The sequence below is a fragment of the Couchioplanes caeruleus genome, assembly GCF_023499255.1.
GTDB lineage: Bacteria > Actinomycetota > Actinomycetes > Mycobacteriales > Micromonosporaceae > Actinoplanes > Actinoplanes caeruleus_A.
The window spans coordinates 7,047,308-7,072,584 of the sequence record NZ_CP092183.1; the positions used below are offsets into that span (position 1 = coordinate 7,047,308).

The 25,277-nt window shown below is 71.6% G+C and carries 29 protein-coding genes and 1 riboswitch; of the genes, 18 read left to right on the forward strand and 11 right to left on the reverse strand.

Going from position 1 to position 25,277, the window contains the following annotated elements:
* Positions 1 to 61 precede the first annotated feature (61 nt).
* The 3 genes from COUCH_RS32505 (at position 62) to COUCH_RS32515 (ending at position 2,860) form a co-directional block, all read left to right on the forward strand.
* The gene (locus COUCH_RS32505; RefSeq protein ID WP_249608996.1) at positions 62 to 688 is read left to right on the forward strand and encodes a class I SAM-dependent methyltransferase; all 627 of its coding nucleotides are present in this window, start codon (positions 62 to 64) and stop codon (positions 686 to 688) included.
* A gap of 64 nt (positions 689 to 752) precedes the next feature.
* Positions 753 to 1,226, forward strand: a complete 474-nt coding sequence (locus tag COUCH_RS32510) for a MarR family winged helix-turn-helix transcriptional regulator (protein ID WP_249608997.1) — start codon at positions 753 to 755, stop codon at positions 1,224 to 1,226.
* Complete coding sequence (locus COUCH_RS32515) at positions 1,223 to 2,860, forward strand: MDR family MFS transporter (protein ID WP_249608998.1); 1,638 nt, start codon at positions 1,223 to 1,225, stop codon at positions 2,858 to 2,860. The genes COUCH_RS32510 and COUCH_RS32515 overlap by 4 nt, the downstream gene beginning before the upstream one ends.
* A 105-nt stretch (positions 2,861 to 2,965) precedes the next feature.
* On the opposite strand, the gene COUCH_RS32520 is transcribed toward COUCH_RS32515, so the two are convergent.
* Complete coding sequence (locus tag COUCH_RS32520) at positions 2,966 to 3,886, reverse strand: ANTAR domain-containing protein (protein ID WP_249608999.1); 921 nt, start codon at positions 3,884 to 3,886, stop codon at positions 2,966 to 2,968.
* Between the two features lie 47 nt (positions 3,887 to 3,933).
* Positions 3,934 to 4,137 (reverse strand): hypothetical protein, encoded by a 204-nt coding sequence (locus tag COUCH_RS32525; protein ID WP_249609000.1) that lies wholly within the window; start codon positions 4,135 to 4,137, stop codon positions 3,934 to 3,936.
* 320 nt (positions 4,138 to 4,457) lie between these two features.
* Between COUCH_RS32525 and COUCH_RS32530 the strand changes: the two genes are divergently transcribed.
* Both COUCH_RS32530 and COUCH_RS32535 read left to right on the forward strand, forming a co-directional pair.
* On the forward strand, positions 4,458 to 4,658 hold the full coding sequence (locus tag COUCH_RS32530; RefSeq protein WP_249609001.1) for a hypothetical protein: 201 nt from the start codon (positions 4,458 to 4,460) through the stop codon (positions 4,656 to 4,658).
* A gap of 12 nt (positions 4,659 to 4,670) precedes the next feature.
* A complete protein-coding gene (locus COUCH_RS32535) occupies positions 4,671 to 4,856 on the forward strand; it encodes a hypothetical protein (protein WP_249609002.1) in 186 nt (61 codons plus the stop codon).
* Positions 4,857 to 4,916: 60 nt separating this feature from the next.
* On the opposite strand, the gene COUCH_RS32540 is transcribed toward COUCH_RS32535, so the two are convergent.
* Positions 4,917 to 5,492 (reverse strand): DUF1360 domain-containing protein, encoded by a 576-nt coding sequence (locus COUCH_RS32540; RefSeq protein WP_249609003.1) that lies wholly within the window; start codon positions 5,490 to 5,492, stop codon positions 4,917 to 4,919.
* A gap of 14 nt (positions 5,493 to 5,506) precedes the next feature.
* Positions 5,507 to 5,752 (reverse strand): DUF6158 family protein, encoded by a 246-nt coding sequence (locus COUCH_RS32545; protein ID WP_249609004.1) that lies wholly within the window; start codon positions 5,750 to 5,752, stop codon positions 5,507 to 5,509.
* A gap of 79 nt (positions 5,753 to 5,831) precedes the next feature.
* Between COUCH_RS32545 and COUCH_RS32550 the strand changes: the two genes are divergently transcribed.
* From COUCH_RS32550 to COUCH_RS32560, 3 genes are all read left to right on the forward strand, one after another.
* Positions 5,832 to 6,245: a hypothetical protein gene (locus COUCH_RS32550; RefSeq protein WP_249609005.1), complete on the forward strand. Its 414-nt coding sequence runs from the start codon at positions 5,832 to 5,834 to the stop codon at positions 6,243 to 6,245.
* A gap of 15 nt (positions 6,246 to 6,260) precedes the next feature.
* Positions 6,261 to 6,587, forward strand: a complete 327-nt coding sequence (locus COUCH_RS32555; protein WP_249609006.1) for a DUF3817 domain-containing protein — start codon at positions 6,261 to 6,263, stop codon at positions 6,585 to 6,587.
* A 213-nt stretch (positions 6,588 to 6,800) separates the two neighbouring features.
* Positions 6,801 to 6,928, forward strand: a riboswitch (cyclic di-AMP (ydaO/yuaA leader).
* 45 nt (positions 6,929 to 6,973) lie between these two features.
* Entirely contained in the window at positions 6,974 to 7,900 is a 927-nt protein-coding gene (locus COUCH_RS32560) for an NlpC/P60 family protein (protein WP_249609007.1), read from the forward strand.
* Positions 7,901 to 7,969: 69 nt separating this feature from the next.
* On the opposite strand, the gene COUCH_RS32565 is transcribed toward COUCH_RS32560, so the two are convergent.
* Positions 7,970 to 8,971: a sigma-70 family RNA polymerase sigma factor gene (locus COUCH_RS32565; protein ID WP_249609008.1), complete on the reverse strand. Its 1,002-nt coding sequence runs from the start codon at positions 8,969 to 8,971 to the stop codon at positions 7,970 to 7,972.
* A 522-nt stretch (positions 8,972 to 9,493) separates the two neighbouring features.
* Between COUCH_RS32565 and COUCH_RS32570 the strand changes: the two genes are divergently transcribed.
* A complete protein-coding gene (locus tag COUCH_RS32570) occupies positions 9,494 to 10,180 on the forward strand; it encodes an SDR family NAD(P)-dependent oxidoreductase (protein ID WP_249609009.1) in 687 nt (228 codons plus the stop codon).
* On the opposite strand, the gene COUCH_RS32575 is transcribed toward COUCH_RS32570, so the two are convergent.
* Complete coding sequence (locus COUCH_RS32575; protein WP_249609010.1) at positions 10,177 to 10,947, reverse strand: dTMP kinase; 771 nt, start codon at positions 10,945 to 10,947, stop codon at positions 10,177 to 10,179. The genes COUCH_RS32570 and COUCH_RS32575 overlap by 4 nt on opposite strands.
* 174 nt (positions 10,948 to 11,121) lie before the next feature.
* Here COUCH_RS32575 and COUCH_RS32580 point away from each other — a divergent pair, with 174 nt between their 5' ends.
* The 7 genes from COUCH_RS32580 to COUCH_RS32610 all read left to right on the forward strand — a co-directional run bounded on the left by COUCH_RS32580 (position 11,122) and on the right by COUCH_RS32610 (position 16,492).
* On the forward strand, positions 11,122 to 11,703 hold the full coding sequence (locus tag COUCH_RS32580) for a nucleotidyltransferase (protein WP_249609011.1): 582 nt from the start codon (positions 11,122 to 11,124) through the stop codon (positions 11,701 to 11,703).
* 1 nt (position 11,704) lies between these two features.
* Positions 11,705 to 11,956 carry a hypothetical protein gene (locus tag COUCH_RS32585; RefSeq protein ID WP_249609012.1) on the forward strand — a complete coding sequence of 84 codons (252 nt, stop codon included), beginning with the start codon at positions 11,705 to 11,707 and terminating at the stop codon, positions 11,954 to 11,956.
* Entirely contained in the window at positions 11,953 to 12,696 is a 744-nt protein-coding gene (locus COUCH_RS32590; protein ID WP_249609013.1) for a metallophosphoesterase family protein, read from the forward strand. Before COUCH_RS32585 ends, COUCH_RS32590 begins: the two co-directional genes overlap by 4 nt.
* A 136-nt stretch (positions 12,697 to 12,832) precedes the next feature.
* Positions 12,833 to 12,979, forward strand: coding sequence for a GPGG-motif small membrane protein (locus COUCH_RS32595; RefSeq protein ID WP_249609014.1), 147 nt, complete (start codon positions 12,833 to 12,835; stop codon positions 12,977 to 12,979).
* Between the two features lie 199 nt (positions 12,980 to 13,178).
* The gene (locus tag COUCH_RS32600; RefSeq protein ID WP_249609015.1) at positions 13,179 to 14,090 is read left to right on the forward strand and encodes an MHYT domain-containing protein; all 912 of its coding nucleotides are present in this window, start codon (positions 13,179 to 13,181) and stop codon (positions 14,088 to 14,090) included.
* A 44-nt stretch (positions 14,091 to 14,134) separates the two neighbouring features.
* On the forward strand, positions 14,135 to 14,854 hold the full coding sequence (locus COUCH_RS32605; protein ID WP_249609016.1) for an HD domain-containing protein: 720 nt from the start codon (positions 14,135 to 14,137) through the stop codon (positions 14,852 to 14,854).
* A gap of 9 nt (positions 14,855 to 14,863) precedes the next feature.
* Positions 14,864 to 16,492, forward strand: a complete 1,629-nt coding sequence (locus COUCH_RS32610; RefSeq protein ID WP_249609017.1) for a glycoside hydrolase family 13 protein — start codon at positions 14,864 to 14,866, stop codon at positions 16,490 to 16,492.
* Here COUCH_RS32610 and COUCH_RS32615 read toward each other — a convergent pair.
* The 3 genes from COUCH_RS32615 to xylA are packed head-to-tail and all read right to left on the reverse strand — an operon-like array spanning position 16,470 to position 20,523.
* On the reverse strand, positions 16,470 to 17,876 hold the full coding sequence (locus tag COUCH_RS32615; RefSeq protein WP_249609018.1) for an MFS transporter: 1,407 nt from the start codon (positions 17,874 to 17,876) through the stop codon (positions 16,470 to 16,472). The two genes, COUCH_RS32610 and COUCH_RS32615, sit on opposite strands and share 23 nt — an antisense overlap.
* Before the next feature lie 10 nt (positions 17,877 to 17,886).
* Positions 17,887 to 19,302 (reverse strand): xylulokinase, encoded by a 1,416-nt coding sequence (xylB, locus tag COUCH_RS32620; RefSeq protein WP_249609019.1) that lies wholly within the window; start codon positions 19,300 to 19,302, stop codon positions 17,887 to 17,889.
* Positions 19,303 to 19,335: 33 nt separating this feature from the next.
* The gene (gene xylA, locus COUCH_RS32625) at positions 19,336 to 20,523 is read right to left on the reverse strand and encodes a xylose isomerase (RefSeq protein WP_249609020.1); all 1,188 of its coding nucleotides are present in this window, start codon (positions 20,521 to 20,523) and stop codon (positions 19,336 to 19,338) included.
* Between the two features lie 89 nt (positions 20,524 to 20,612).
* On the opposite strand from xylA, the gene COUCH_RS32630 reads away from it, so the two are divergent.
* Complete coding sequence (locus tag COUCH_RS32630) at positions 20,613 to 21,749, forward strand: ROK family transcriptional regulator (RefSeq protein ID WP_249613881.1); 1,137 nt, start codon at positions 20,613 to 20,615, stop codon at positions 21,747 to 21,749.
* A gap of 22 nt (positions 21,750 to 21,771) precedes the next feature.
* Here the strand turns inward: COUCH_RS32630 and COUCH_RS32635 are convergent, their stop codons facing one another.
* Positions 21,772 to 22,242 carry a MarR family winged helix-turn-helix transcriptional regulator gene (locus COUCH_RS32635; RefSeq protein ID WP_249609021.1) on the reverse strand — a complete coding sequence of 157 codons (471 nt, stop codon included), beginning with the start codon at positions 22,240 to 22,242 and terminating at the stop codon, positions 21,772 to 21,774.
* A gap of 49 nt (positions 22,243 to 22,291) precedes the next feature.
* On the opposite strand from COUCH_RS32635, the gene COUCH_RS32640 reads away from it, so the two are divergent.
* Positions 22,292 to 23,422 (forward strand): PP2C family protein-serine/threonine phosphatase, encoded by a 1,131-nt coding sequence (locus COUCH_RS32640; protein WP_249609022.1) that lies wholly within the window; start codon positions 22,292 to 22,294, stop codon positions 23,420 to 23,422.
* A gap of 66 nt (positions 23,423 to 23,488) precedes the next feature.
* Here the strand turns inward: COUCH_RS32640 and COUCH_RS32645 are convergent, their stop codons facing one another.
* Positions 23,489 to 25,186, reverse strand: a complete 1,698-nt coding sequence (locus COUCH_RS32645) for a VWA domain-containing protein (RefSeq protein WP_249609023.1) — start codon at positions 25,184 to 25,186, stop codon at positions 23,489 to 23,491.
* Between the last annotated feature and the right edge of the window lie 91 nt (positions 25,187 to 25,277).

Sequence of the window (25,277 nt, forward strand, 5' to 3'; positions counted from 1 at the left end):
GCCGTAAGACGCCGCGGTAAATAGCGCGCAGCACGGCTCCGGGGGGCGAAGAATCGGCGCCGTGCAAACCGCGCTGCTACCCGTACCCCTGGCTCCCGAGATCTCCCTGCACCTGGCCGGCGACCGCGTCGGGCTCTTCGACTCGGCGGACGGGCAGTTCCGCAGCGACGTCCCGCCGCCGTTCTGGGCCTTCGTCTGGGCCGGGGGCCAGGCGCTCGCGCGCTACGTCCTCGATCATCCCGACCTCGTCCGGGGACGGCATGTCCTCGACGTCGCCTCCGGTTCGGGTGTGGCGGCGATCGCGGCGGCCCGGGCCGGCGCCGCCCGGGTCGAGGCCCTCGACCTGGACCCCGCCGCGGCCACGGCGACGACCCGCAACGCCGAGGCCAACGGGGTGACGGTGCACGCCCGGGCGGCCGACATCGGCGACGCCGGGCCGGCGGAGGTGATCCTGGCCGGGGACGTCTTCTACACCCGCAGCGTGGCCGACCGGATGACCGCGGCCCTGCGCCGGGCGGCCGCCGCCGGCGCGGTGATCCTGGTCGGCGACCCCGGGCGCGGATATTTCCCGGAGCGGCTCTTCATCCGGCGCGCCGAGTACACCGTGCCGGTGCCCGCCTCCCTCGAGGAGACCGAGGCGCTGGCGACCGGCGTGTGGGAGATGCGCGCCACAATCACCCTGCGTTAGCCGAACGGAAATGCTTTCACCAACCAACCAGTTGTACGCTGCATGCATCTGAGGGAGGTGCAGCGTGACGGCGGACGCTACCGGCCGGTTGGCCGACGAACTCATGCGGTTCTTCCGCGTGGGCGCTCGCATCAAGGGCATGCTCAATGCAGGAGATCTCGGCGCCGAGACCTCCGCGCTGATGCTGCTGTTCCCGTTGCGTCACCTCGGCCCGCTGCGGGTCACCGACCTGGCCGAGGTCAAGCACGCGGACCCCTCCACGATCAGCCGCCAGGCGGCCCAGCTCGTCAAGGCCGGGCTCGCCCGCCGGGAGGCCGATCCGGCCGACGGCCGCGCCTCGCGCCTGGCCATCACGGAGTCGGGCCACGCGGCCTGTGCTCGCCTGCACGAGGCGCGGCACGCACTGCTCAGCGAGGCGCTGAGCGACTGGCCGGCCGAGCGCGTCGCCGCGTTCGCCGGCCTCTTCGAACAATTCAACAGCTCCGTCGAGGCGCTCCTGCGCAGCGACCCAGCCGTACCAGCACGGGAGAACGCGTGAGTAACTCGAGCACCACAGCACCGGCAGAGGCCGGTCCGGGAGGCGGCGCCCGAGGCCCCCAGGCCTCCGCGGACTTCACCCACCGGCAGATCATCACGGTTCTGATCGGCCTGATGATGGGCATGTTCCTGGCCGCCCTGGACCAGACGATCATGGCAACGGCGACCCGGACGATCGCCGACGACCTCAACGGCTTCAACCTGCAGGCCTGGGCGACGACGGCGTTCCTCATCACGTCGACGATCTCCACCCCGCTGTACGGCAAGCTGTCCGACATCTACGGCCGGCGGCCGTTCTTCCTCTTCGCGATCGGCGTGTTCATCGTCGGCTCGATGCTCTGCGGCCTCTCCCAGAACATGTACGAGCTGGCCGCGTTCCGGGCCATCCAGGGCATCGGCGCCGGCGGCCTGATGTCGCTGGCCCTCGCGATCATCGGTGACATCGTGCCGCCCCGTGAGCGCGCCAAGTACCAGGGCTTCTTCCTGGCCGTGTTCGGCACCGCCAGCGTCATCGGCCCGATCCTCGGCGGCTTCTTCGCCGGCGCGGACCGCATCCTGTGGGTCGACGGCTGGCGCTGGGTGTTCTACCTCAACGTGCCGATCGGCATCGCGGCGATGATCGTGGTGGCGCGGGTCCTGCACCTGCCGCACCAGCGCACCGACCACCGCATCGACTGGCCCGGCGCGGTCGCGCTGATCGTCGGCCTGGTGCCGCTGCTGACCGTGGCCGAGCAGGGCCGCGACTGGGGCTGGGGCTCCGGGCGGGCGCTGGCCTGCTACGTGATCGGCGCCGTCGGCCTGGTGGCGTTCGTGCTGGCGGAGCGGGCGTACAAGGAGGAGGCGCTGCTGCCGCTGCGGCTGTTCCGCAACCGTACGGTGGCCGTCGGCGCGACCTCCAGCACGATCCTGGGCATGGCGATGTTCGGCGGCCTGATGACCGTCCCGCTGTACCTGCAGATCGTCAAGGGCAGCTCGCCCACGACCGCCGGCCTGCAGATGATCCCGTTCGTGATCGGCATCATGACCGGCTCGATCGTCGCCGGCCAGCTCATCGCACGGACCGGCCGCTACCGGATCTTCCCGATCATCGGCAGCATCCTGATGGCCGCGTCGCTCGCGCTGTTCTCGCTGATCGGCGCGGACACCCCGCTGTGGAAGACCATGCTGATCATGGTGCTGATGGGCCTCGGCCTGGGCGGCAACATGCAGCCGATGATCACGGCGGTGCAGAACGCGGTGTCGCCACGGGAGATCGGCGTGGCCACCAGCTCGGTGACGTTCTTCCGGTCCATGGGCGGCACGCTGGGCACCGCGATCTTCCTGTCGGTGCTGTTCAACGTCCTGCCCGGCAAGATCTCGGGGGCGTACACCGAGGCCGGCGTCCAGCTCCCGCCCGGTCAGGGCGGCGGCGACCTGAACGACACGTCGTTCATCAACAAGCTGCCGGAGGCGCTCGCCCACCCGTTCAAGGTCGGTTTCGCCGACGGCATCCACGTGGTCTACCTGCTGGCGCTCGCCGTCATGCTGATCGGCCTGGTCGTGGTCTTCTTCCTGCCGGAGATCCCGCTCGCCCAGCGCTCGGCGCAGGCACAGCGCGCCGAGGACGCCGCGGCCGCGGCCGCACCCCGCGGGTGAGCCGGTGGCCGGGACCGAGCAGGCACCGGCGGCTCCGGGCCGTTCATAGCCCTTCAAACGGCACAGGGGTACGGGCGCAGCACGCGCTCGTACCCCTGTGGCGTCTCAGGCGTCGGCGTTGCGGGCGGCTGCCGCGATGAGCCGCTCGGCGACGTCCTCCCACGGCATGCCGAGCCGCTGCGCGGTGTCCCGCAGCACGTCGTAGGCCTCCCGTACGCCGCAGCCGCGCTGCGCGATGATGACGCCGGCGGCCCGGTCCACGATCGCGCCCTGGCTCAGCCCCTCGCGGCGGCACATCTCGCCGAGCAGGATCTCGGCCTGGTTGACCAGGGCCATGGCGGTGAGCAGCCGCTCCGAGCCGACGCCGCCGGGCGAGCCGACGAAGAAGCTGACCGACCCGACCGCGGAGCGCTGGACGTCCACCGGGATCGACACGACCCCGTGCACGCCCTCCTCGCGGGCGCACTCGGCGAGCTCGGGCCAGCGGGTGTCGCCCTGCAGGTCGTCCATGCTGACGACGGCCCGCGTACGGGCAGCCTCGAGCCCGGGACCGTCGCCCGACGCGTACTGGACGTCGTCGAGCGCCTGCGCCCGTGGCCCGGAGGCGGCCAGGGTCAGCGGGCCGCCCTCGCCGATCAGGGCGACCGAGCAGCGCAGCGTGCCGGGGACGGCGCCCGCGGCGAAGACGGCGAGGCGGTCCATGGCCTGCCGGAGGTCGTCGGCGCTGAGCAGCCGCGCCGACAGCTCGTGCAGCAGCCCCGCCACCTCGACCGGATGCGGCCCGTCCAGCTCGTTCCGGCCGGAGGAGGGTCTGCCGGCGCCCTTCGCCCGTACGGGCCGGCGGTTCTTGCGTCCGCGGCGACCACGGCGGCGGCGTCCCTCCCCCACCGGCGAATCGGCGGAGGCGACGTCACCGGCTGAGGCGGTACGCGGGGAGCCACTGGGGTCGGACGGCGACGCGACGGAGATCGTGATCTCCGAGGTGTTCACCACCCGCCGCCCGGTGCTCCGTTGCGGGGCAGACATTTGCCCGATATTGCCATGCGGGTCCGGGAACACGAAAGTGGTGTCCTCTATCGGGTGCCGTCCGCGGGCGTAACCGTGCGGTCCGAGGAGCGATGTTCCAGGAATGTGCTCGGCGCACCCTCGGGCACGTGCTCCCGCTCGTCCGACTCGGCGAGGATGGCCTCCGCCTGCAGTTCGGGGTCGGCACTCCCGGCGGCACGTTCCTCCGGCAGCAGGTCGGCGGCGCGCCGCTCGACGCGATCGTCACTCATGATCGAGGGGTACCCGCCGCAGCGGGGGTCGAAAACTCAACGCCGCTCACGACCGGCGGGCCGGAGCCCCGGGAGACAGAACGCCGCCCCCGGTGGGACCGGGGGCGGCGGACGTAGGTGTCGGTGTGCAGGTCGCCTCGCGGCGAAAGGCTCAACGCGGCTCCAGCCGAACGGTATTCCGCGAAGGCAAAGGGTGAGGCCCGGGGACACTGGGCACACCGACATCTGTTCTCAACCGTCGGCCGGCCCAAGCCATTCCGGCAGCATATGTGACCTGGACCACACCGTTTGCCGGGCTGCCGACCGGGTAGTCGACTGCCGTGAGCGATGACTTCCGCGTGCTGGACGAGTACCTCGACGACGCCTACGCCGCGCAGGAGAGGCTCAGCAGCGCCGACCTCCAGCGCGGCGCCGTGGCCGCCGGCCTGCCGGCCTCCGCGCTGACCCGTATCGACGCCCTGCCCGAGGGCGAGTACGCCCAGGACGAGGCCGCCGAGGCCCTCCGCACTCTCGACGTCTGAGGAGCGATCACCATGACGCAGCAGAACGAACGTCTGCCCGCCTTCGGCAATTCGGAGCTGGACCCGCAGGACCAGCCCGACTTCGCGAACGAGCACGGCGACACCGCGGTCTCGCCCGACGTGATCGACAACGAGGACAGCGGCGAGCCGGAGAGCCCGCGCGGCTGGTCGGGCATGGAGAAGGACGGCCCGGTGTAGTCCCCGGCCCGGACGACGGCGGCCCCGGCATCGACATGCCGGGGCCGCCGTCGTTTCATCTCAGGCCTGTGCGACCGCCCGCCCGTTGACGGCGGGCTTCTCGTCGTCCTGCGGGTCGCCCTCGGCGGCCTCCTTGGAGATCGAGTACGCCATCTGCAGGAAGTCCGAGGCCGCCACCGCGGTGAACACCGTGGCCGCGAGCCGGGTCAGCCGGGGCGCGAACACGAGGCCGCTCGTGAGCCCGGTCGCCACCCACACCGCGAGGCAGAACGGGCAGCTGACCAGCTCGCCGATCGAGTGGCGGATGCTGCTGCCCTCGTCGCGCACCTCCTCGTTGAGCTCTCCGCTGCCCGCGGGCTCGGCGTAGCGGGTGAAGGGGGCGCGCAGCGGACTGGTGATCGAGTCCTTGGCGATCAGCCGGCTGAGCTTGTGCGTGGCCAGCGAGATCAGCACCACGTCCTGGACGGCCGGACGCTCCGGCACCTCACGCCCGGTGGCCTTGGCGACCACGGCGAGGCTGCCCGCCAGCACACCGAAGGCACCCATCGTCACCGCGTAGCCGTCCAGCGGCCGGTGTTCGTGGGGCGCGTACTGCCGTCGCAGCCGGTCGAGCCGCCCGCGTACCGAGGAGGTCATGCGCGAAGGTCCTCTCAGAAGTCCTGGGTGAGCCGGTGCGGGTCGACCTCGCGGCCGGGGTGCCGGGCGAGGTACTCGGTCTCCAGCTCGGCGGTGCGCCGCAGGTGGTTGGCCAGCGCCGCGTCGGGGCCGTGCCGCAGCGTCTGCAGCCGCGTACGGTGCAGGCTGCCGAGCTCGCGGATGAGGTCCTCGTCGGCGAGACCTGCGGGGTCGATGCCGGTCTCGGTCCCGACGGGAGCGTCGACCTCGGAGTCGCTCATGCTCTCCTCCTTCTCGTCGTTGCAGGCAACGGTTGCCCGTGCACCTGGGCGTCAAACCCGCGCCGGTACCCTCGACGACATGAAAGGGCTGTGGACCCCGGCGTGGATCGCGCGTCACGTGGTCGCGCTGGTCCTCATCGCCGGTTTCCTGGGACTGGGCTGGTGGCAGTTCAGCCGGGCCACCGGCGGCAACACGCTGAGCTGGGGCTACACCTTCGAGTGGCCGGTCTTCGCGTTCTTCGTGGCGTTCGTCTGGTTCCGCGAGGTCCAGCAGGAGCGCAAGACCCCGCAGGAGCCCGCCCCGGTCGAGAAGCCGGCGGACCAGGACCCGGCCGTGGTGACCGTGCGCCGCCCCGTCCGGGTGCCCGCCTCCACGCCGGCCACCCCCGCGGGCGAGGACCCGGAACTGGACGCGTACAACGACTATCTGGCCTGGCTGAACGCGCACCCCGGAGCGCGGCCCGGCGACTACCCCGGCCGGCAGAGCAACTGACTAAGGACGTGCATCGTGCAGGGAGCCCTCACCCGCTACCGGATCATCGCCTGGATCGTCGGCGTGGTCCTCATCGTGCTCGTGGCGGTGGGCATGCCGCTCAAGTACGCCGGCGACAACGACAGCGTGGTCGCCACGGTCGGCCCGTTCCACGGTTTCCTCTACATGGTGTACCTGGCGGCCAGCTACGACCTGAGCCGCCGGGCGCGGTGGCCGCTGGGACGCATGCTGCTGGTGATGCTCGCCGGCACCATTCCGTTCCTCTCGTTCTGGGCGGAACGGACCGTCACCCGCAAATGGGCCGCACAGCCGATGGACACCCCACCGGCGATGGCGAAGTAATAGAGTGACGCGGAGCACCCGGTAAATAGCTTTCCGTTATCGGGATCATTGGAATAAATGTGATAATCGGCCCACGTCACTCTTCCGGCTCTTGTTTTCGGTGAGATCGCCGATAAGTTGATGCGGTTGGTCCGGTCGGCAGCCACGACTCGGTGGCACCGGCCAACGCCGCCGAATCGCCGGCGGCGCGCACGGCGGGTCCCTCCCCCGGGTCCGGCGCGGGCGCCGAGGTGAACCGGGGAACCACCGAAACAGCATCCGGGGTGAATCCGCGCGAGCGGTAGGGCGTTCTTCCCGCCCGAATCCGTCAGCTAACCCGGTAGGCGGCCCAGCGGAAGAAAGGCCACGTACCGTTGCGACACCCCCGCACGAGGCTCCGCACCCTGGTGGTCGCCGTCCTCGCGATCGCGATCACCGGTGCCGTCGCGCCGGCCGCGCACGCGGCCCCCTCGACGAGTGACCTCAACAAGAAGATCCAGAAGGCGTCCGACGAGCTCGAGGACGTCGTCGAGTCGTACAACAAGATGAAGCTCAGCCTGAACAAGACGAAGGCGGACGAGAAGAAGCTCGCCGCGTCGATCGGGCCCGCCCGGGAAGCGCTGAAGGTCGCCGGCAGCCAGATGGACCTGCTGGCCCAGTCCGCGTACAAGACGGGGAAGATCGGCGCCGTCAACGTGGTGCTCGAGGGCAGCAACAACCTGATGGACCGCATGTCCATCCTGGAGCAGCTCTCCCGCAGCCGGCAGCGCGACATCGACACGTACACGGCGACGACGCAGAACTACACCGAGCGCCAGGCCGCCCTCAAGACCACGCAGGACAAGCAGGCCGCCGAGGTCAAGGAGCTCGGCGACCGCAAGAAGAAGATCCAGGCGGACCTCAAGAAGCTGTACGCCATGCGCACCGCCGCGTACGGCCGGGCCACCGAAACCGGCTCGAGGTACACGGGCAACGTCCCGTCGGTCTCCGGCCAGGCCGGTGTGGTCGTCCGGTTCGCGTTCGCCCAGGTCGGCAAGATGTACGAGTTCGGCGCGGACGGCCTGTCCACGTATGACTGCTCGGGCCTGACCTCCCGCGCCTGGAGCCAGGCCGGAAAGTCGCTGCCCCACAATGCGGCGGCCCAGTACAGCGCCACCAAGCGCATCTCCCGGTCCCAGCTCGAACCCGGGGACCTGGTGTTCTACCGCAGTCTCGGCCACGTCGCCCTGTACGTCGGCGACGGCAAGATCATCGACGCCTCGCGCGCCGGTGAGCCGGTGAAGCACCGCACGATCGACATCATGCCCCCGTACGGCTACGGCCGCGTGACGTGATCTGAACCGCACAGAAAGAGGGCCGGTACCCGCGGGTACCGGCCCTCTTTCTGTGCTTCCGGCGCTTGCTTACGCCGCCTGCAGGCCCTCGGCGCGGGCCAGCTCGCGGAGCCGGCCGAGCGCCTGGATCTCGAGCTGGCGGATGCGCTCCCGCGAGAGCGAGAAGCGCGAGGCCACCTCGGTCAGCGAGTGCTCGCGGCCGTCCTCGAGGCCGTAGCGGGCGCGCATGATGCCCGCGGACCGGTCGTCGAGGTGGTTCAGCAGGCCCTCGATGCGCTGGCGCTCCAGGGCGGTCAGCACGATCTCCTCGGGCGACGGGGCATCGCTGTCGGCGACCAGGTCGCCGAGGTTGGTGTCGCCGTCGTCGCCCACCGGGGTGTCCAGCGACACGGTGTCCTGGGCCCAGCGGGTCAGCTCGTTCACGCGCTCCACGGTCACGCCCAGCGCGGTCGCGATCTGCTCCGGCTCCGGGTCGGCGCCGAGCTCGCGGACGAGCTGGCGGGTGACGTTGCGCATCCGGTTGACGTCCTCGACGAGGTGCACGGGCAGGCGCACGGTGCGCTCCTGCTGCGCGATCGCCCGGCTGATCGCCTGGCGGATCCACCACGTCGCGTACGTCGAGAACTTGTAGCCGCGCTCGTAGTCGAACTTCTCGACGGCGCGGACCAGGCCGGTGTTGCCCTCCTGGATCAGGTCGAGCATCGGCATGCCCGAGCGCACGTACCGGCGTGCGATCGAGACGACCAGGCGCAGGTTGGCGCGGATGAACAGGTCCTTGGCCCGCTCGCCCTCGACGACCAGCCGCTCCAGCTCCTCCCGGCTCACGCCGCGTCGCTCGTCACCGATCTCGAGCAGGTGCTCGGCATAGAGGCCGGCCTCGATTGCCTTGGAGAGGTCGACCTCCCTGGCGGCGTCCAGCAGCGGCGTGCGGGAGATCTCGTGCAGGTAGACGCCGACGAGGTCGCGCTCCTCGGCGACTTCGTCCGTCCGCATCACGGTGTTCTTCTCCACGTTGCCCACGGTCCCCTCATTGCCTTCACTAAACCTGTTACGGGTGATTCCTGCGTCCATCAAGCCCTCCCGTAACGTCCGCAGTTCGTGCATTGCGGTGCTGCACCTACACAACAAGTGGCGCCCTGCACTGATTCCGGCTGGTGGGTCGAAAGTGTCACGAATGCCTGAGCGTCACCTGAGAGCCGAGTGGATACTTTCTGAGGAGGCTCTCTGGGTAGGCATTCGGAGCCACACCCGGCGGTGGATGCGTCATGTGACGCATACCCGTCGCCTGCTACATGACACCATCAGCCCCTCATCCGTCACAGCGACGGGCATCACGGATAGCCGTGCGATGCTCGTCACTACCCAGTACGGCCGGGCAGCCACTTGGGTTCACGCCCTGCATCGACAGGTTCCCGCCGGGCTTGAAACAAACGCCACGGCAAAGATCCGGCACACTCGCGGCGCCGGACACCCCTGCCACCATGCGGCACATCGCGCCGCAGATCACTAGCCCGTACGGGTGACTGTCGGCGGTTCGGATGATCCGCTGAGCCGCACGATGAGTGACGCAAAACACAGCACTACGGTGACGGCATGGCGGAGCGAAGCGTGATTGTGACCGGCGGAGCCGGGGGTCTGGGCGGGGCGGTCCTGAGGAGCCTGCTCGCTGACGGATGGCGGGTGGTGGCTCCCGTACGAGGTGGGAGCCTCGAGCGGCTGCCCGAGAGTGCGGTGGGCGTGGAGGCGGACGTCACGGTCGCGGAAGACGTCGAGCGGGTGGTGACACTCGCCGCTCAGGAGGCGACCGCGCCGCTGAGAGCCGTGGTGAACCTCGTGGGCGGGTTCGCGATGGGCGGGCTGGTCCACGAGACGCCCGTTACCGACTTCGAGGCGATCCTGCGGCTGAACCTGCGGCCGACGTACCTGATGACGGCCGGCGCACTGCCGCATCTCGTGGCTGCCGGGGGCGGCTCGGTGGTGTGCGTGTCGTCGCGGGCGGCGGTCGCCCCGTTCGCCGGCGCTGCCGGGTACGCCACCGCGAAGGCGGCGGTGCTCGCGTTCGCCAACGCTGTCGCGGTCGAGTACCGCAAGCAGGGCGTACGGGCCAACACGGTGCTGCCCAGCGTGATCGACACCCCGCTCAACCGGCGCGAGCAGCCGGACGCCGACCACTCCCGGTGGGTCACGCCGGAGGAGATCGCCCGGGTCATCTCGTTCCTGGTGGACGACGCGTCGGCGCCGACCAGCGGGGCGAGCATCCCCGTCTACGGCCGCGCCTAGAAGACCTCCGCCCACTGCAGGGTGAGCGCCGTGGCCGCGGCGACCAGCGTCGCGGCCGTGAGGACCAGGGCCCGGGCGTGCACCAGCACCCTGACGGGCGTGCGCCGGGGCTCCACCGATGGCAGCTGGGCCAGCAACGCAGCCTGCACCTCCTCCGGCGTGCCGTTCGCGTCGATCACCACGAAGTCCGCGTACTCCGGGAGCGCCCGGTACGCCGCGGCGGCGGCTCGCAGGTACGACATCTCCTCGTGGTCGTAGCCACGGCGCTCGATGCGGTCGTACGCCACCTCAGGGCCGACGTCGAGCAGGAACGTCACGTCCGGCCGCGGGAAGACCCGGTACGCGAGACGGGCCCGGCGTTCAGCCCGGTTGATGCGTTCCGGCCGGGGGTTCTTCGCGTGGGCGCGGATGCTCGCGTACTGGCATACCGCGTAGCGATCCATGACGGCGGTCTCCCGGGTGAAGCCGCGGCGCAGCAGCGTGCGCAGGATCGCCAGCCAGCGCAGCACCGACTCGACGAGCAGCATCGCCCGGCGCCCCAGCAGTTGCTCGCCGTCACCGCGGCCGAGGGCGGTCGCGAGCCGGCCGAACCAGCGCCGGCCGCCGGCGTTGCGCCGGTAACGGGCCGGCAGGCCGCGGTCCGCCAGCGCCTCGGCCAGCAGGTGCGCCTGGGTCGTCTTGCCGGAGCCGTCGATGCCGACGAGGGCGATGGTGCGGGGACGGCGGCGGAGGGCGGACGAGGGACGCGGGGCGAGGCCGGGGACCATACCCACCGACGGTAGCGGGAGTTGTCACGCACCGTTCCGCCCCGCCGCGGTGCTGTGGCCGTACAAAATGGGTCTTATTGTCCCTGGGCCCGGAGCACCCCGCGTTACAAGCGCAGTCGTGAGGGGTAGTCGTTCCGACGGGAAACGGACATCACACCGACACAGGGAGACGCCATGCCGTACCGGGTGGACGAGGGCCTGGTCAACACGCTCAAGCGGGTGGCCGCCGTGCTGAAGCAGGCCGAGATCCCCTTCGCGCTCGGCGGCAGCTTCGCGGTGTACGCCCACGGCGGCCACTCCAGCGACCACGACGTGGACTTCCTGATCCGCGAGCAGGACAAGGAGCGGGCCCTGGCCGAGCTGTCGGCGGTCGGTTTCGAGGTCGAGCAGCCGCCGGAGGACTGGCTGGTCAAGGTCTTCGACGAGGGGCGGATGGTGGACCTCATCTACCGCCCGGTCGAGTCGCCGGTGACCGACGAGACGCTGCGGGACACCGTGATGCGCCCCGTCGAGGCGATCAACATGCCGGTGCTCTCGGCCACCCAGTTGATGATCCACAAATTGCTCAGCTACACCCAGCACTACTGCGACTTCGCCACCGGCCTGCCGGTCGCCCGTTCCCTGCGCGAGCAGATCGACTGGGACCGGGTCCGCAAGGAGACCGCGCGGTCGCCGTACGCCGAGGCGTTCCTGATGCTGCTGGACCGCCTCGAGGTGGTCCCGGAGCCGGGTGCGCACCTGACCGTGGGGGGATGAGATGGCACAGCTCGACGAGTACGTGGAGGCGGAGATCCAGCGCCTCCTCACCGAGACCGGCGCGGTCGCCGAGCAGGGCATCACCCTGCAGCGCCGGGACCACCTGCTGGTCCTCGGCGGCGAAGTGGAGAGCGCGCAGCGCCGCGACGAGATCTGCCGGCAGATCACCTCCCGGTTCCCCGAGGTGGAGATCGCCTGCGACATCGGCATCGTGCGCGCCGCGGCGCCCAGCGAGGTGGAGGAGATTTCATGATCCGGATCGCCGCCGTGGGCGACGTCCACGTGGACAAGGATGTGCTGGGCCGCTACCGGCCCGCGCTGGAACAGCTGCCGGACGTCGCCGACGTGCTGCTGATCGCCGGCGACCTCACCCGCCACGGCACGGTCGACGAGGCCAAGTGCATGGCGCAGGAGTTCGGCGGGCTGGCCGTGCCGGTGGTCGTCGTGCTCGGCAACCACGACCATCAGAGCGACCAGGAACTGCAGGTCATGGACGTGCTGCGGGACGCCGGGATGACGGTGCTCGAGGGTGAGGGAACGGTCCTCGACCTCAACGGGCACCGGCTCGGGGTCGCCGGCGCCAAGGGCTTCGGCGGCGGGTTCGCCGGGGCCTGCGCGAGCTCCTTCGGCGAACGCGAGATGAAGAACTTCGTGGGCACCACCGAGGCGATCGCGGACAAGCTCGGTGCGGCGCTGCGCGGGCTGGAGTGCGACGCGCTGGTGGCGCTCACGCACTACGCGCCCGTACCGGAGACGCTGACCGGGGAGCCGCTGGAGATCTATCCGTTCCTGGGGTCGTACCTGCTGGGGCAGGCGATCGACTCGGCGCCCACCGCGCTGGCCCTGCACGGGCACGCGCACCACGGTTCCGAGCGGGGGCGGACGCCCGGCGGCGTGCCGGTGCGCAACGTCGCGCACCCCGTCATCAAGCAGGCGTACAACGTGTACCAACTGCTGTCCGAGGAGACCGGAGCCGGGCTGGTCCACGCCTGAGCCCGTACCGCGTCGCACGAGACCCCGTCACCGGCTGCCCGGCCGTGACGGGGTCTCGCTCGTTCGTGGACATGTGCGGGGTGCTGTGGACCCGATCACAGGTTTTCGATTTCGCGCGGTCGGGTACGAGCTGGTCATGGCTTTCTTGCTCTGGATTCTCGCAGTCGTACTGGTGGTCGCCGGCATCCTTGCGCTGTTCCGGCGGCAGATCCTCTGGGGCGTCGTGCTGATCGTCGTCGGCCTCCTCGTGGGCCCCGGCGGTGTCAGCATCTTCACCAATTAACCGCCCCCCATCCCCCCGGCAGTCACCTGACCGGTCCCCTACGACCGCACCGGGGCTGACGCACCGCTACCTCACGCAGGCAGCGGTACGGCAGCCCCGGTGCTCTTTGTCGTGACCCGCACACGAAGTGCGATGTCCTAGATCGGACTTCTGGCTGAATCCTCAGCGAATCGATCCCCCGATCCTCGCGAGGTTAGCTGTGGCCGAGGTCCATCACTTCACCTACGGTGCGTTCAATCCCGTCGCCGCCTACCTGGTCGCCGTCCTCGGCTCCTTCCTCGGCCTGCTCTCCACCGGACGGGCCCGGGCCGCCCGGACCCGCGGGCGCCGCAACCGCTGGCTCATCATCGGCGCGTTCTCGATCGGCGGCGCGGCGATCTGGCTCATGCACTTCACCGCGATGCTCGGCTTCGAGGTCCCGCAGAGCCCGGTCCGGTACAGCCCCGCCATGACCATGATCAGTCTCGGACTGGCGGTGGTCGCGGTGGGCGCCGGACTGATCGCCGTCGGGCACGGTCGCCGCAGCCTGCCCCGGGTGATCGTGGCCGGCGTGCTGACCGGCGCCGGCGTGCTGGCGATGCACTACACCGGCATGGCCGGCATGCATCTCTCCGGCACCATCCACTACAGCCTTCCGCTGGTCATCGCCTCCGGGCTGATCGCCGTCGTGGCGTCGACCGCGGCGCTGTGGTTCACCGTGTCGGTCCGCGGCCTGCTGCCCATGCTGGGCGCCGCGGCCATCATGGGTGTCGCCGTCTGCGGCATGCACTACACCGGCATGGCGGCGATGAGCGTGGAGCTCAGCGATCCGGTCCGCACCGGGATCACCGGCCTGCGGCCGCTGCTGATGATCGTGCCGCTGACGCTGCTGAGCGCCGCGACCATCCTCGGTGTCGCGCTGAGCGCGCTGCAGGCGATGACCGAGGAGGAGTTCACCGACGGCGCCGGCATCCGGAAGCGGGGCGTGCACGCCGACAACCACACCCCGTGGTCGCTCAAGCAGGCGTCGCTGTCGGCGGCCCGGCGCACGCCCGGCGCCCGGCCGTCGCCGCGGCCCGTACCGCCCCGGCCGGTGGTCACGGATGAGCCACTGATCGACGCCCGTTCCTGATCACGGGCGCGCGCCGGCGGCCCGGTCCGGTATACCTGTTCGGCATGGCGCCAAGGATGCTGCTGTCGATGCCGTTGCACGCGATCACCGAGGTGTACGGCGAGGCGGGCCTGCGGGACAGGTTCGGGTTGGAACTGCAGGCCCTCCCGCCCGCCGACCGGCACCGGCTGGAGGAGGCGCTGGAGCTCGCGTCCCGGCTGCACGCCGATGACCGGCGGGTACGCGAGCCGTACCTGAACCATCTGTTGCGGGTGGCGATCCGGATCCTGCGCTACTACGGGATCCGGGACGTCGACGTGCTGACCGCAGCCCTGCTGCACGACGCGGTCGAGGACCATCCCGCCGAACTGGCCGGGCTCCCCGCGGGGCTGGGCCACCGGGAGCTGACCGACGCGGCGATCGCCGAGCTGGCCCGGCGGTTCAACCCGCGGGTGGCCGAGCTGGTCCGCTCGGTCACCAACCCCGAGTACGACCCGGAGCGCGACCGGCACGAGCAGTACCGGGCCCACGTCGCCGACAGCCTCGACCGGGATCCGTGGGCCCGGGTGATCAAGGTGAGCGACTTCACCGACAACGGCGTGGGCGTCATCCACACCACGTACGACAAGGCGCGCAGCTCGGCGATCAAGTACCGGCCGCTGGTGCCGAAGCTGCGCGAGCTGATCGGGCGCCCGGACACCCCGCTGTCGGTCGCCGCCAAGGACCACATCCTCGATCAGCTCGACCTCGCGGAGGAGCGCTTCGCCGCGATCCTCGACGGATAGCCTGGGTGCATGCCATCCCCCACTGACTGGTGGCGCAGCGCCGTCATCTACCAGATCTATCCGCGCTCCTTCGCCGACAGCAACGGCGACGGCATGGGCGACCTGCCCGGCATCACCGCGCGGCTGGCCGGCCTGCGTGACCTCGGCGTGGACGCCGTGTGGCTGTCCCCGTTCTACCCCTCGCCGCAGCACGACGCGGGCTACGACGTGGCCGACTACCGCTCGGTGGACCCGCGCTTCGGCGACCTCGGCGACGCCGACAAGATGATCGCCGAGGCGAAGGCGCTCGGCCTGCGGGTCATCGTCGACCTCGTGCCGAACCACACGTCGGACGAGCACGCCTGGTTCCGGGCGGCCCTGCAGGCGGCGCCGGGCAGCCCCGAGCGGGAGCGCTACGTCTTCCGCGACGGCCGCGGCGACGACGGCGGCGAGCCGCCGAACGGCTGGCGGAGCGTGTTCGGCGGCCCGGCGTGGCAGCGGGTGGCCGACGGGCAGTGGTACCTGCACCTGTTCGACGTCTCCCAGCCCGACCTCAACTGGGGCAACCCGGAGGTCCGCGCGGAGTTCGAGGACATCCTGCGGTTCTGGCTCGACCGCGGCGTCGACGGCTTCCGGGTCGACGTGGCGCACGGTCTCATCAAGGAGGCCACCCTCAGCGACTACGAGTACGCCGGGGAGATCCTCGGCGGCATGGCACCGGAGGGAGCCCCGCCGCCGCCGATGTGGGACCAGGACGGCGTGCACGAGGTCTACCGGGAGTGGCGGGCGGTGCTGGACGCGTACGAGGGTGACCGGATCCTCGTCGCGGAGGCGTGGGTGCAGCCGGCCGACCGGCTCGCCCGGTACGTGCGCCCGGACGAGATGCACCAGGCGTTCAACTTCGAGTATCTCGACACGCCCTGGATCGCGGAGCGGCTGCGGAAAGTCATCGACAGCACGACCGCCGCGAACGCCGCCGTCGGGGCCCCGACCACCTGGGTGCTGTCCAATCACGACGTCGTGCGCCACGCCACCCGGCTCGGCTACCCGGTCGGCGAGCGTCGCCGGCCCGGCATCGGCGCCGGGGACCCGCAGCCGGACGCGCCGCTGGGACTGCGCCGGGCGCGGGCCGCCTCCCTGCAGATGCTCGGGCTGCCGGGGTCGGCGTACCTGTATCAGGGCGAGGAGCTGGGGCTCCCCGAGCACACGACGATGCCGGACGACTATCGGCAGGACCCGGCGTGGGAGCGCTCCGGGCACGCCGAGCGCGGCCGGGACGGCTGCCGGGTGCCGATCCCGTGGGAGGCGGACGCGCCCTCGTACGGCTTCGGCCCGACCGACGCCAGCTGGCTGCCGCAGCCCTCGTCCTGGGCGGAGTACGCGCTCGACCGCCAGCGGGACGTGCCGGGCTCGACGTACGAGCTGTACCGCTCGGCGCTGCGCCTGCGCCGCGAGCACCGCCTCGGCGACGGCTCGCTCGAGTGGGTGGAGACCGCCCCCGACGTGCTGGCGTTCCGCAACGGCGGCGTGCTCGTCGTGACGAACTTCGGCGAGTCACCGGCCGGGCTGCCGGCCGGCGCCGAGGTGCTGCTGACCAGCGAGCCGCTGACCGACGACGGCCGGGTGCCGCAGGACGTCACGGTCTGGGCACGCGGGTAGCCGCCTGCTCGTGGTCGGCGTAGGTGGCCAGGGCCGCATGGGTGTCCGCCATGTCCCTGGCCACCGTCCTGCTGGCCAGCCAGTACATGACGCCGGTCGGGATGAAGAAGAACTGGAAGGCGGCCAGCCCCACCGCGTAGTTCAGCGGCGGCGGGAACGCGCCGGACAGGCCGCGGAACGCGACCCCGACGAGCGCGTTACCGCCCGCCCGGCCCACGCCGTTGACGAGATTACCGAGGCTGTAGACGGTGCCGCGGTGCTCCGGCGGGTTGACGTCGGCGATGAGGGCGTACCAGTTCGGTGAGTTCGCCGAGGTCAGCGCCAGCGCGAAGATCGCCGTGGCGAGGCTCAGGCCCACCGACGGCTCGGTCACCACGTCGGCGAGGATCGCCCGGATGATCGAGCCGGTGCCGCCGCCGTCCGGCACGTCGATGTGGAACGGCACGAAATACAGCACCACGTAGAACGGTACGGCCGCGAGCACGCCGACCGCCGCCACCATGGCCCGGCCGCGGGGCGTCCGCCGCTGCAGCTTGTCACCGGCCAGGCCGCCCAGGATCGACAGGGCGCCGCCGGCCTGGAACAGCGTGGCGAAGACGCTGCCGACCACGATCGCCGTCGACGGGGAATAGCCCTGGGCCTCCGCCCGCGCCCGGAACAGCACCGGCAGCCACACCAGCGAGCCGAACGCCACCTGCGCCGAGAAGCCCTGCAGGATCAGCCAGACGTTCGTACGGCGGGCGAGGATCTTCGGCAGGTCGTCGTGGTGGATGCGCTCGTCGTACTCGACCTGGGCCAGCTCGGGCTCGCTGTCGCCGCGCGGGACGTCGTACGTGAGCAGGTAGGCGATGCCCGCGACCACGCCCGCGGCGGAGACCACCAGGAACGGGCGCCGCCAGTCGGCGGAGCCGAGCAGGCCGCCGACCATCGTGCCGGCCAGCGTGCCGACGCCCTGGGAGAGGCCCCAGAAGCTCATCGCCAGGCCCCGCCGCCGCGGCGAGATCAGGTCGCTGACCACGGCGAAGCTGACGCTGGCGACCCCGCCCAGGCCGATCGACGCGAGCACCTGCGACAGCAGGAACGACGGGTAGCTGCCGGCCAGGCCGGACCAGGCCGTGCCGGCCACCCAGATCACGGTGCCGAGCAGGAGGATCGGCTTGCGGTCGGTGCGGTCGCCCGCGTACGCGAACCCGACCGCCGCCACCGCGCTGAACAGGAACATCACCGTGGTGGCCAGGGCGATGTGGCCCTCGCCCACGCCCAGGTCGGCGCCGATGCTGCCGTACAGGGGCGGGACGAGGCCGATCGCGACGTTGTCGAGCGAGGCGAGGACGACGAAGACGACCACGCTGTAGGCGCGGTGCGCCGGACCGCCCTTGCTCACGCGCCAAAGGTTAGCGGGCGGTGCGGTCGACGACCCTGTCACGGGCGGCAGCGTACTGCTCGCGGATCAGCGGCACGCTGTCGTCCTCGTACACCTCGGGGGTCTCGGCGGACCACGTCGGCGGGAGATCGCCGCCGGCGAGGACCCACGCGGCCTGCCGGGCGGCACCGTCGGCGACGTACTCGCCGGGCGGCGGGACCAGGACCGGCAGCCCGAACAGGGCCGGTGCGATGCGCCGGACGGCCTCGCTGCGGGCGCCACCGCCGACGAGCACGATGCGGTTGGCCGTGGCGCCCTGCTGGATCAGCGCTTCCAGCCCGTCGGCCAGGGCGCACAGCATGCCCTCGACCGCCGCGCGGGCCAGGTGCGCCGGGTCGGACGTGCGGAGCGTCAGGCCGTGGATCGCCCCGGTCGCGTTCGGCCGGTTCGGGGTGCGCTCCCCCTCCAGGTACGGGATGAGCACGAGCCCGTCGGCCCCCGCGGGCGCGGACAGCGCGAGCCGGGACAGCTCGGCGTGGTCGACACCGAGCAGCTTGGTGGCGGCGTCGAGGACCCGGGCGGCGTTGAGGGTCACCACGATGGGCAGGAAACGCCCCGTGGTGTCGGCGAACCCGGCGACCGTCCCGCTCGGGTCGTCCGGCGCGACGTCGGAGGAGACGAACACCGTGCCCGACGTACCGATGGAGACCACCACGTCTCCCGGCAGCGCGCCGGCGCCGAGCCCCGCGGCCGCGTTGTCCCCGGCGCCCGGCCCGAGCGGGGCGCCGTCAGGCAGGTGTCCCGCGATGCCGGTGGGACCGAGCACCTCGGGGACGAGGATGCGCCGGCCGAAGCCGAGCTCGAGCAGGTCGTGCCGATAAGCGTTGGTCGCCGCGGACCAGTAGAGCGTGCCGCTGGCGTCACTGCGGTCGGTCCGGAGCGTGTCGAGGCCGCGGGCGCCCGACAGCTTCCAGGTCAGCCAGTCGTGCGGCAGGCACACCGCGGCCACGCGGGCCGCGTTCTCCGGCTCGGTACGGGCGAGCCAGCGCAGCTTGGTGAGCGTGAAGCTGGCGACCGGCACGATCCCGACCGCGTCCACCCAGGCCCGCCGGCCGGCGTCGCCGCCGCCGAGGTCCTCGATGAGGTCGGCGGCCGCGCCGGCGCTGCGCGTGTCGTTCCACAGCAGCGCCGGGCGGACCACCTCACCGTTCTCGTCGAGCACGACCATGCCGTGCTGCTGGCCGGCCACCGAGGCGGCGGCGACGTCGTCGAGCCCGCCGGCCTCCTCGATGGCCTCCTGCAGCGCCGACCACCAGGCGTCGGGATGCACCTCCGTGCCGTCGGGATGGCTCGCCCGGCCCTGCCGGACCAGCTTGCCCGTCTCCGCATCGCGGATGACGACCTTGCAGGACTGCGTGGAGCTGTCGATCCCGGCTACCAGAGTCATGCCCTCATCCTTCCTCGGTGGTCGGCGTCGTGATCAGCGTGCGCGCAGCAGGTGGTCGATGGCCAGCTGGTGCAGCTTCACGAAGTGGTAGCCCTGGGCGCCCGCCGCGTCGACGTCGTACTCCTCGAAGGCGCTCTTGTCGTTGAGCAGGTCCTGGTAGCTCTCGCCCTCGTTCAGCGTGGGCTTCGCCAGCTCCAGCACCTTGGCCTCCTCCAGCGCCGCCTGCACCTCGGGGTCGGCACGGAACGCCTGCGCGCGCTCCTTGAGCAGCAGGTACATGCGCATGTTGGCCTTGGCCGACTCCCACACGCCCGTGTAGTCCTCGGTGCGCGAGGGCTTGTAGTCGAAGTGCCGCGGGCCGTCGTAGCCGGCGCCGCCGCCGGGCGCGCCGTTCTCCAGCAGGTCCACCGTGGCGAACGCGCTGAGCAGGTCGCCGTGGCCGAACACGAGGTCCTGGTCGAACTTGGGACCGTGCTGGCCGTTCAGGTCGATGTGGAAGAGCTTGCCGTGCCACAGCGCCTGGGCGATGCCCTGGGTGTAGTTGAGGTTCGACATCTGCTCGTGGCCGACCTCGGGGTTGATGCCGAACAGCTCGGGGCGCTCGAGCTCGTTGATGAACGCGATGGCGTGCCCGGCCGTGGGCAGCAGGATGTCGCCGCGCGGCTCGTTGGGCTTGGGCTCGATGGCGAAGCGCAGGCCGTAACCCTTGTCCTCGGAGTACTGCGCGAGCAGGTTGAGGCCCTCGCGGTAGCGGTCGAGCGCGGCCTGGACGTCCTTGGCGACGTCGTACTCGGCGCCCTCGCGGCCACCCCAGAACACCAGGGTCTTGGCGCCCAGCTCGGCGGCGAGGTCCATGTTGCGCAGGACCTTGCGCAGCGCGTAGCGCCGGACGCTGCGGTCGTTGCTGGTGAAGCCGCCGTCCTTGAACACCGGGTGGGTGAACAGGTTCTGGGTCACCATCGGCACGATGAGGCCGGTCTCCTCCAGCGCCTTCTTGAAGTTGGCGATGATCCCGTCGCGGGTGTGCGCGTCGGAGCCGAACGGCACCAGGTCGTCGTCGTGGAAGGTGATGCCGTACGCCCCCAGCTCGGCGAGCTTGTGCACCGCCTCGATGGGGTCGAGGGCGGCGCGGGTGGCGTCGCCGAACGGGTCGCGGGCCGTCCAGCCCACGGTCCAGAGGCCGAAGGAGAACTTGTCATCGCGCGTGGGTTGGACCGACACGGTTACCTCCACGTAACAGCACGGATTTGTTTATTGGTTGAATTATTTGAGCCCGGTGTGGCATTGTCAAGGGCGTGGCGGCCCGGCTCATGACTTCCTCCAGCGCCCCGGTGCGGCAAGCGAGCGTCCGGGCCCATAATCTCGCGCTGGTCCTGCAAACTGTGGCGAACAGGGCAGATCCGATATCCCGGGCGGCCGTCGCGGCGGCCACCGGGCTCACCCGCGCCACGGTGTCCGCGCTGGTCGACGACCTGATCGCCGGATCGCTGCTCATCGAGGTCGGCCCGGCGCCGCGCAACGGGGCCGGCCGGCCGGCGGCCGGGCTGCGTACCGCCCCGGACGGCCCGGCCGGGCTGGGGCTGGAGATCAACGTCGACTACCGCGCGGCGTGCGTCGTGGACCTCACCGGCGCCGTGCGGCACCGCCTCGTCGAACCGGGCGACCAGCGTCCCGTCGACACCGCCACCGCGCTCGCCGGGCTGGCCCGGCTGGCCCGCCGCGCCCGCGACCTCGCCGAGGCGGACGGGCTCACCCTCGCCGGCGCCGCGCTCGCGGTCCCCGGGCTCGTCGCGGCCGACGGCGTCGTCCGGGTCGCGCCCAACCTCGGCTGGCAGGACGTCACCGTCGGCGACCTCGTCGGCGGCCTGCCCGTCACCGTCGACAACGAGGCCAACCTGGCCGCCCTCAGCGAGCTGGGTACCGGCGGCCTGCCACCGAGCTTCGTCTACATCTCCGGTGAGATCGGCATCGGCGCCGGGATCGTCCTCGACGGCACGCTGTTCCGGGGCGTGCGCGGGTGGAGCGGCGAGATCGGGCACATCGCGATCGACCCCGACGGGCCCGCCTGCCGGTGCGGCGCGCGCGGCTGCCTCGAGCAGTACGCCGGTCAGGAGGCGATGCTGCGCGCCGCCGGAGTGACCACGGTGGCCGAGCTGGCCGGAGCGGACCTGACCCGCGCCGGGCGAGCCCTCGGCACGGCGATCGCCGCCGTCGTGAACCTGCTCGACGTCGACACGGTCGTCCTCGGCGGCATCTACGCGCCGCTGCTCCCCCGGCTGCGCGACGGGATCGCCGCGGAGATCGACCGACGGGTGCTCACCGCCGACTGGTCACCGGTGACGCTGCGGGCGGCCGCGCTCGGCCCTGACGCGGCGATGCGAGGAGCGGCGGGAGCGGTGATCCGCGCGGTGCTCGACGACCCCGCCGCCTGGCTGGCACGGTCCTAGCCGGACCCCTCGCCGAGAGCCCCTAGGCCGTACGCGCCTGGGGGCCGTCGGCCTCCCCGGCCGCGGCGCTGAACTCGGCGAGCCCGCGGATCAGGGCGCTGCGGCCCGCCGGGCTCATCCGCTCGAGCACCTCGGAGAGGATTTCCCGCCGCGTGGCGCGCAGGTCGTGCAGCAGCTGGCGGGAGGAGGGCGTGAGGAACAACGCGATCTCCCGGCGATCGGCACGGCCCGGCACCCGTTCCACCATGCCCGAGGCGACGAGGCGGTCGCAGAGCCGGCTCGCCGACGACAGGATCATCTTGAGCTGGCCGGCCAGCCCCCGCAGGTTGATGCCCTCCTCGCGCTCCACCACGAGCAGGGCGTTCAGCTGCGGCCAGGAGACCCGCGGCGTGGCCCGCTCCCGGGCGGCGTCCCAGGCGGCCAGCAGGGCAGGCGCGGCGTCGTCGACCGCCGCGGCGAGGTGTGGCCCATCCGGCCCATGGTATTCGGCCATGGTGCAGCAGAGACTACCCGTACGGTGCACGTGTCGAGGGGGTGCAAACGTGTCGGAGCGGCTGACCGCCGTACGCCGGGCCCTGGCCGACGCGCCCGCCGACCGCGTGGTGGAGTGCCTGGCCGAGGCCCTGGCCAAGGAGTACGGGGTGGACGACCTGGACGTCCTCCTCGTCGACTACCGGCTGTCCGCGCTGATCCCGCTCCGCTCCGGGCCGTCGGTCACCCGGCCGGGTGATCCCGCCTGGCGCTGCTTCGACCACCAGACCGAGGTGGGGGCCGGGCACGTCACGTACCTGCCGGTCACCGCGCGCGGGGAGCGGGTGGGCGTGCTCCGGTTCATCCCGCGGCCGTCGTCCGCGGTGGAACGCGCGGAGCTGGCCGAGATCGCCACGCTGCTCGGACATGAGCTGCAGGCGGCCGCCGCGGGCACGGACCGGTACACGGTGGCGGCGCGGGCCCAGCGGCTCACGCTCGCTGCCGAGATGCAGTGGGAGCTGCTGCCGGGCCGCAGCCGGGTCGGGTCCGGGTTCAGCCTCGCGGGGCAGCTCGAGCCGGCGTACGCCATCCGCGGCGACGGCTTCGACTGGGCCGAACACGACGGCCGGCTGTCCGTGACCGTGCTCAACGGCATGGGCGACGGCATGACGGCGGCGCTGCTCACCGCGCTGGCCGTGCACGCCCTGCGCAACGCCCGCCGGGCCGGGCTCGGCCTCGCCGACCAGGCGGCCCTCGCCGACCAGGCGGTGTTCGCCCAGCACCGCGGCGCTTCGCACGTGGAAGCGCTGCTGCTCGAGCTGGACCTGGAGACCGGCGAGGTGCAGGTCGTCGACGCGGGATCGCCGCGGATGCTGGTGCTGCGCGCCGGCGAGGTCGTGGAGCAGCCGCTGGAGGCGCAGTTCCCGCTCGGCATGTTCGAGACCTCGGACTACGAGACGCAGACGTTCCGGCTGCGGCCCGGCGACCGGCTCCTCATCGTCAGCGACGGGGTGTCCGAGGCGCTCGGGCACGCCGGCCGGTACGGCGACTCGGCGCTGCACCGGTTCGTCCGGCGCACCGGGGGGCAGGCACCGCTGCAGGCCGTACGGTCGCTGCTCGGGGATCTGCGGGCGTTCGTCAGCGCGGACCTGGAGGACGACGCGGTGGCCGTCTGCCTGGACTGGACCGCCCCCGCAAGCTGAAAGCCGCCCCGGCCCGCATGGGCCGGAGCGGCTTCGATTCAGTTGCCGCGGTGGAGGACCGCCGGCTCAGCGGGCTCCGGACCGGGACGAGATCGCCTCGAGGAAGATGTCGGAGATCTTCGCCGGGTCGGGGGCGATGAAGACGCCGCCCGCGTTGGTGGCGTTCGTGATCGCCTCGAGCTCGTTCCGGTCGACGCCGGTGCCGATGCCGATGATCACCATGCGGACCGGGCGCTTCGGGTCGGCCGTCTTCTTCAGCTCGTTGATCAGCGTCTGGCGGCTGATGCCGTCCTTGTTCTCGTTCACGCCGTCGGTGAAGAGCAGCACCGAGTTGACCCGGCCCGCCTGCCACGTGTCCTGCACGGACTTGTACGCGGCCAGCGCCGTGTCGTAGAGGCCGGTGTCGCCACCGTCCTTCGGCACGATGCTGCCGATCGAGGCCTGCAGCTGGCTGCGCCCCGAGGTCAGCGGCGTGATCGGCACGATCTGCTTGTACGGCTTCTTGCCGTCCATCTCCGTCGAGAAGATCCACGTGCCGACGGCCCACTGGTCGTCGAAGAGCGCGAGGCCCTGCGAGGCGGCGCGGCGGGTGACCTCCGCGCGGCTGAGGTTGCCGGCGGTCGGCACCTTCGTCTTCATCGAGCCGGACACGTCGAAGACGGCGAGCGCGCGACCGGGCAGCGTGATGGCCGCCCAGCTGCCGAGCGCCTGGTTGATCGAGCCGGCGTCGAGACCCGCCGCGGCGGTGCCCTCGGTGCCGGTCGGGGCGCCGGTGGCGGCCGGGGTGGCCTTCGGCGCGCCGATCGGGGAGGCGAAGCCCACGCCGACCGTGCCGTCGGGGGCGCGCAGGCCAACCTTGGCGAGCTCGTCCTTGAAGCCCGGCTGCTGCAACGCCTCACGCAGGCCGGTGGCGGCCGCCGACTTGGTCAGGTCGACCTCGGGCATGACCGCGAACGGGTAGTCGAGCGACGGCGGCTGCGGGTTCAGATACAGCGCGGCGAGCGGCACGACCGGCTTCTCCGCGTTGTACGCGACCACGTCCTCCTCGGACAGCGGCGCGGCACTCACCGCGCTCGCCAGGTCGGCGGCGTCGGTGGAGCGCGGGAACTTCTGCATCAGGTCGTCGCGCAGCGAGGAACTGCCCGCGGCCAGCGCCCGCAGCGCGGCCACCTGCTGAGCCTTGGCCTGCGGGCCGCCGCCGGCGGAGCTGCCGAGCGCGAGCAGGCCGGCCAGGCCCGCGGCGTCGCGGGTCGGGTTGACGATGCCGGTGCGCAGGGAGTTGCCGGTGGTCATGCGCTTGAGCAGGTCACCCCAGCCCAGCTTGCGGTCGGGCCAGCCGACGCTCTGCGCGACCGGCTCGGGCATGGCGACGACGACCGGGCTGGTGGCGATCGACTTGCCGTCGGTGGGCACGAAGCCCGACGCCTCCGAGCGCAGGCGCATCAGCCAGGTGGTCGAGTCGGCGATCCACACGTCCGGGATGGTGCCCGACTTGCTGGCGGCACCGAGCCCGGTCAGCGTGACGCCGTGCTTGAGCGCGATGGTGGACGCCATCGCCGCCGGGTTGACCCCGGTGACGGTGACGGCGACGCAGGTGCCGTTGACCTCGGCACCGTTCGATGACCATTGCTGGGCGGCCCGGTCGACGGCGGGGGCGATCTCCGTCGCCGCGGCGACGTTGAGCCTGATCTGACCGGAGCAATCGTTGTCGGCGAGTTGCTGGTAACCGAGCCAGGACCCGACGAGGACGACCACGATCGCCATCGCGGATGCGACGACGCCGGCTCCCCTGAGATTGAAGTTTCTGCGATGGCGGCCTGACACGCGCTCCATACTGCGCATCCCGAGACCCGAA

Excerpts from the sequence above, each read along its gene's own strand:
- COUCH_RS32610 (WP_249609017.1), top strand. The coding sequence starts at position 14,864 with ATGCCATCCCCCACTGACTGGTGGCGCAGCGCCGTCATCTACCAGATC.
- COUCH_RS32535 (WP_249609002.1), top strand. The coding sequence starts at position 4,671 with ATGACGCAGCAGAACGAACGTCTGCCCGCCTTCGGCAATTCGGAGCTG.
- COUCH_RS32520 (WP_249608999.1), bottom strand. The coding sequence starts at position 3,886 with ATGTCTGCCCCGCAACGGAGCACCGGGCGGCGGGTGGTGAACACCTCG.
- COUCH_RS32570 (WP_249609009.1), top strand. The coding sequence starts at position 9,494 with ATGGCGGAGCGAAGCGTGATTGTGACCGGCGGAGCCGGGGGTCTGGGC.
- COUCH_RS32585 (WP_249609012.1), top strand. The coding sequence starts at position 11,705 with ATGGCACAGCTCGACGAGTACGTGGAGGCGGAGATCCAGCGCCTCCTC.
- COUCH_RS32525 (WP_249609000.1), bottom strand. The coding sequence starts at position 4,137 with ATGAGTGACGATCGCGTCGAGCGGCGCGCCGCCGACCTGCTGCCGGAG.
- COUCH_RS32635 (WP_249609021.1), bottom strand. The coding sequence starts at position 22,242 with ATGGCCGAATACCATGGGCCGGATGGGCCACACCTCGCCGCGGCGGTC.
- COUCH_RS32540 (WP_249609003.1), bottom strand. The coding sequence starts at position 5,492 with ATGACCTCCTCGGTACGCGGGCGGCTCGACCGGCTGCGACGGCAGTAC.
- COUCH_RS32580 (WP_249609011.1), top strand. The coding sequence starts at position 11,122 with ATGCCGTACCGGGTGGACGAGGGCCTGGTCAACACGCTCAAGCGGGTG.
- COUCH_RS32545 (WP_249609004.1), bottom strand. The coding sequence starts at position 5,752 with ATGAGCGACTCCGAGGTCGACGCTCCCGTCGGGACCGAGACCGGCATC.
- COUCH_RS32565 (WP_249609008.1), bottom strand. The coding sequence starts at position 8,971 with ATGGACGCAGGAATCACCCGTAACAGGTTTAGTGAAGGCAATGAGGGG.
- COUCH_RS32630 (WP_249613881.1), top strand. The coding sequence starts at position 20,613 with ATGACTTCCTCCAGCGCCCCGGTGCGGCAAGCGAGCGTCCGGGCCCAT.
- COUCH_RS32645 (WP_249609023.1), bottom strand. The coding sequence starts at position 25,186 with ATGGCGATCGTGGTCGTCCTCGTCGGGTCCTGGCTCGGTTACCAGCAA.
- COUCH_RS32605 (WP_249609016.1), top strand. The coding sequence starts at position 14,135 with ATGGCGCCAAGGATGCTGCTGTCGATGCCGTTGCACGCGATCACCGAG.
- COUCH_RS32595 (WP_249609014.1), top strand. The coding sequence starts at position 12,833 with ATGGCTTTCTTGCTCTGGATTCTCGCAGTCGTACTGGTGGTCGCCGGC.
- COUCH_RS32550 (WP_249609005.1), top strand. The coding sequence starts at position 5,832 with ATGAAAGGGCTGTGGACCCCGGCGTGGATCGCGCGTCACGTGGTCGCG.
- COUCH_RS32575 (WP_249609010.1), bottom strand. The coding sequence starts at position 10,947 with ATGGTCCCCGGCCTCGCCCCGCGTCCCTCGTCCGCCCTCCGCCGCCGT.
- xylB (WP_249609019.1), bottom strand. The coding sequence starts at position 19,302 with ATGACTCTGGTAGCCGGGATCGACAGCTCCACGCAGTCCTGCAAGGTC.
- COUCH_RS32590 (WP_249609013.1), top strand. The coding sequence starts at position 11,953 with ATGATCCGGATCGCCGCCGTGGGCGACGTCCACGTGGACAAGGATGTG.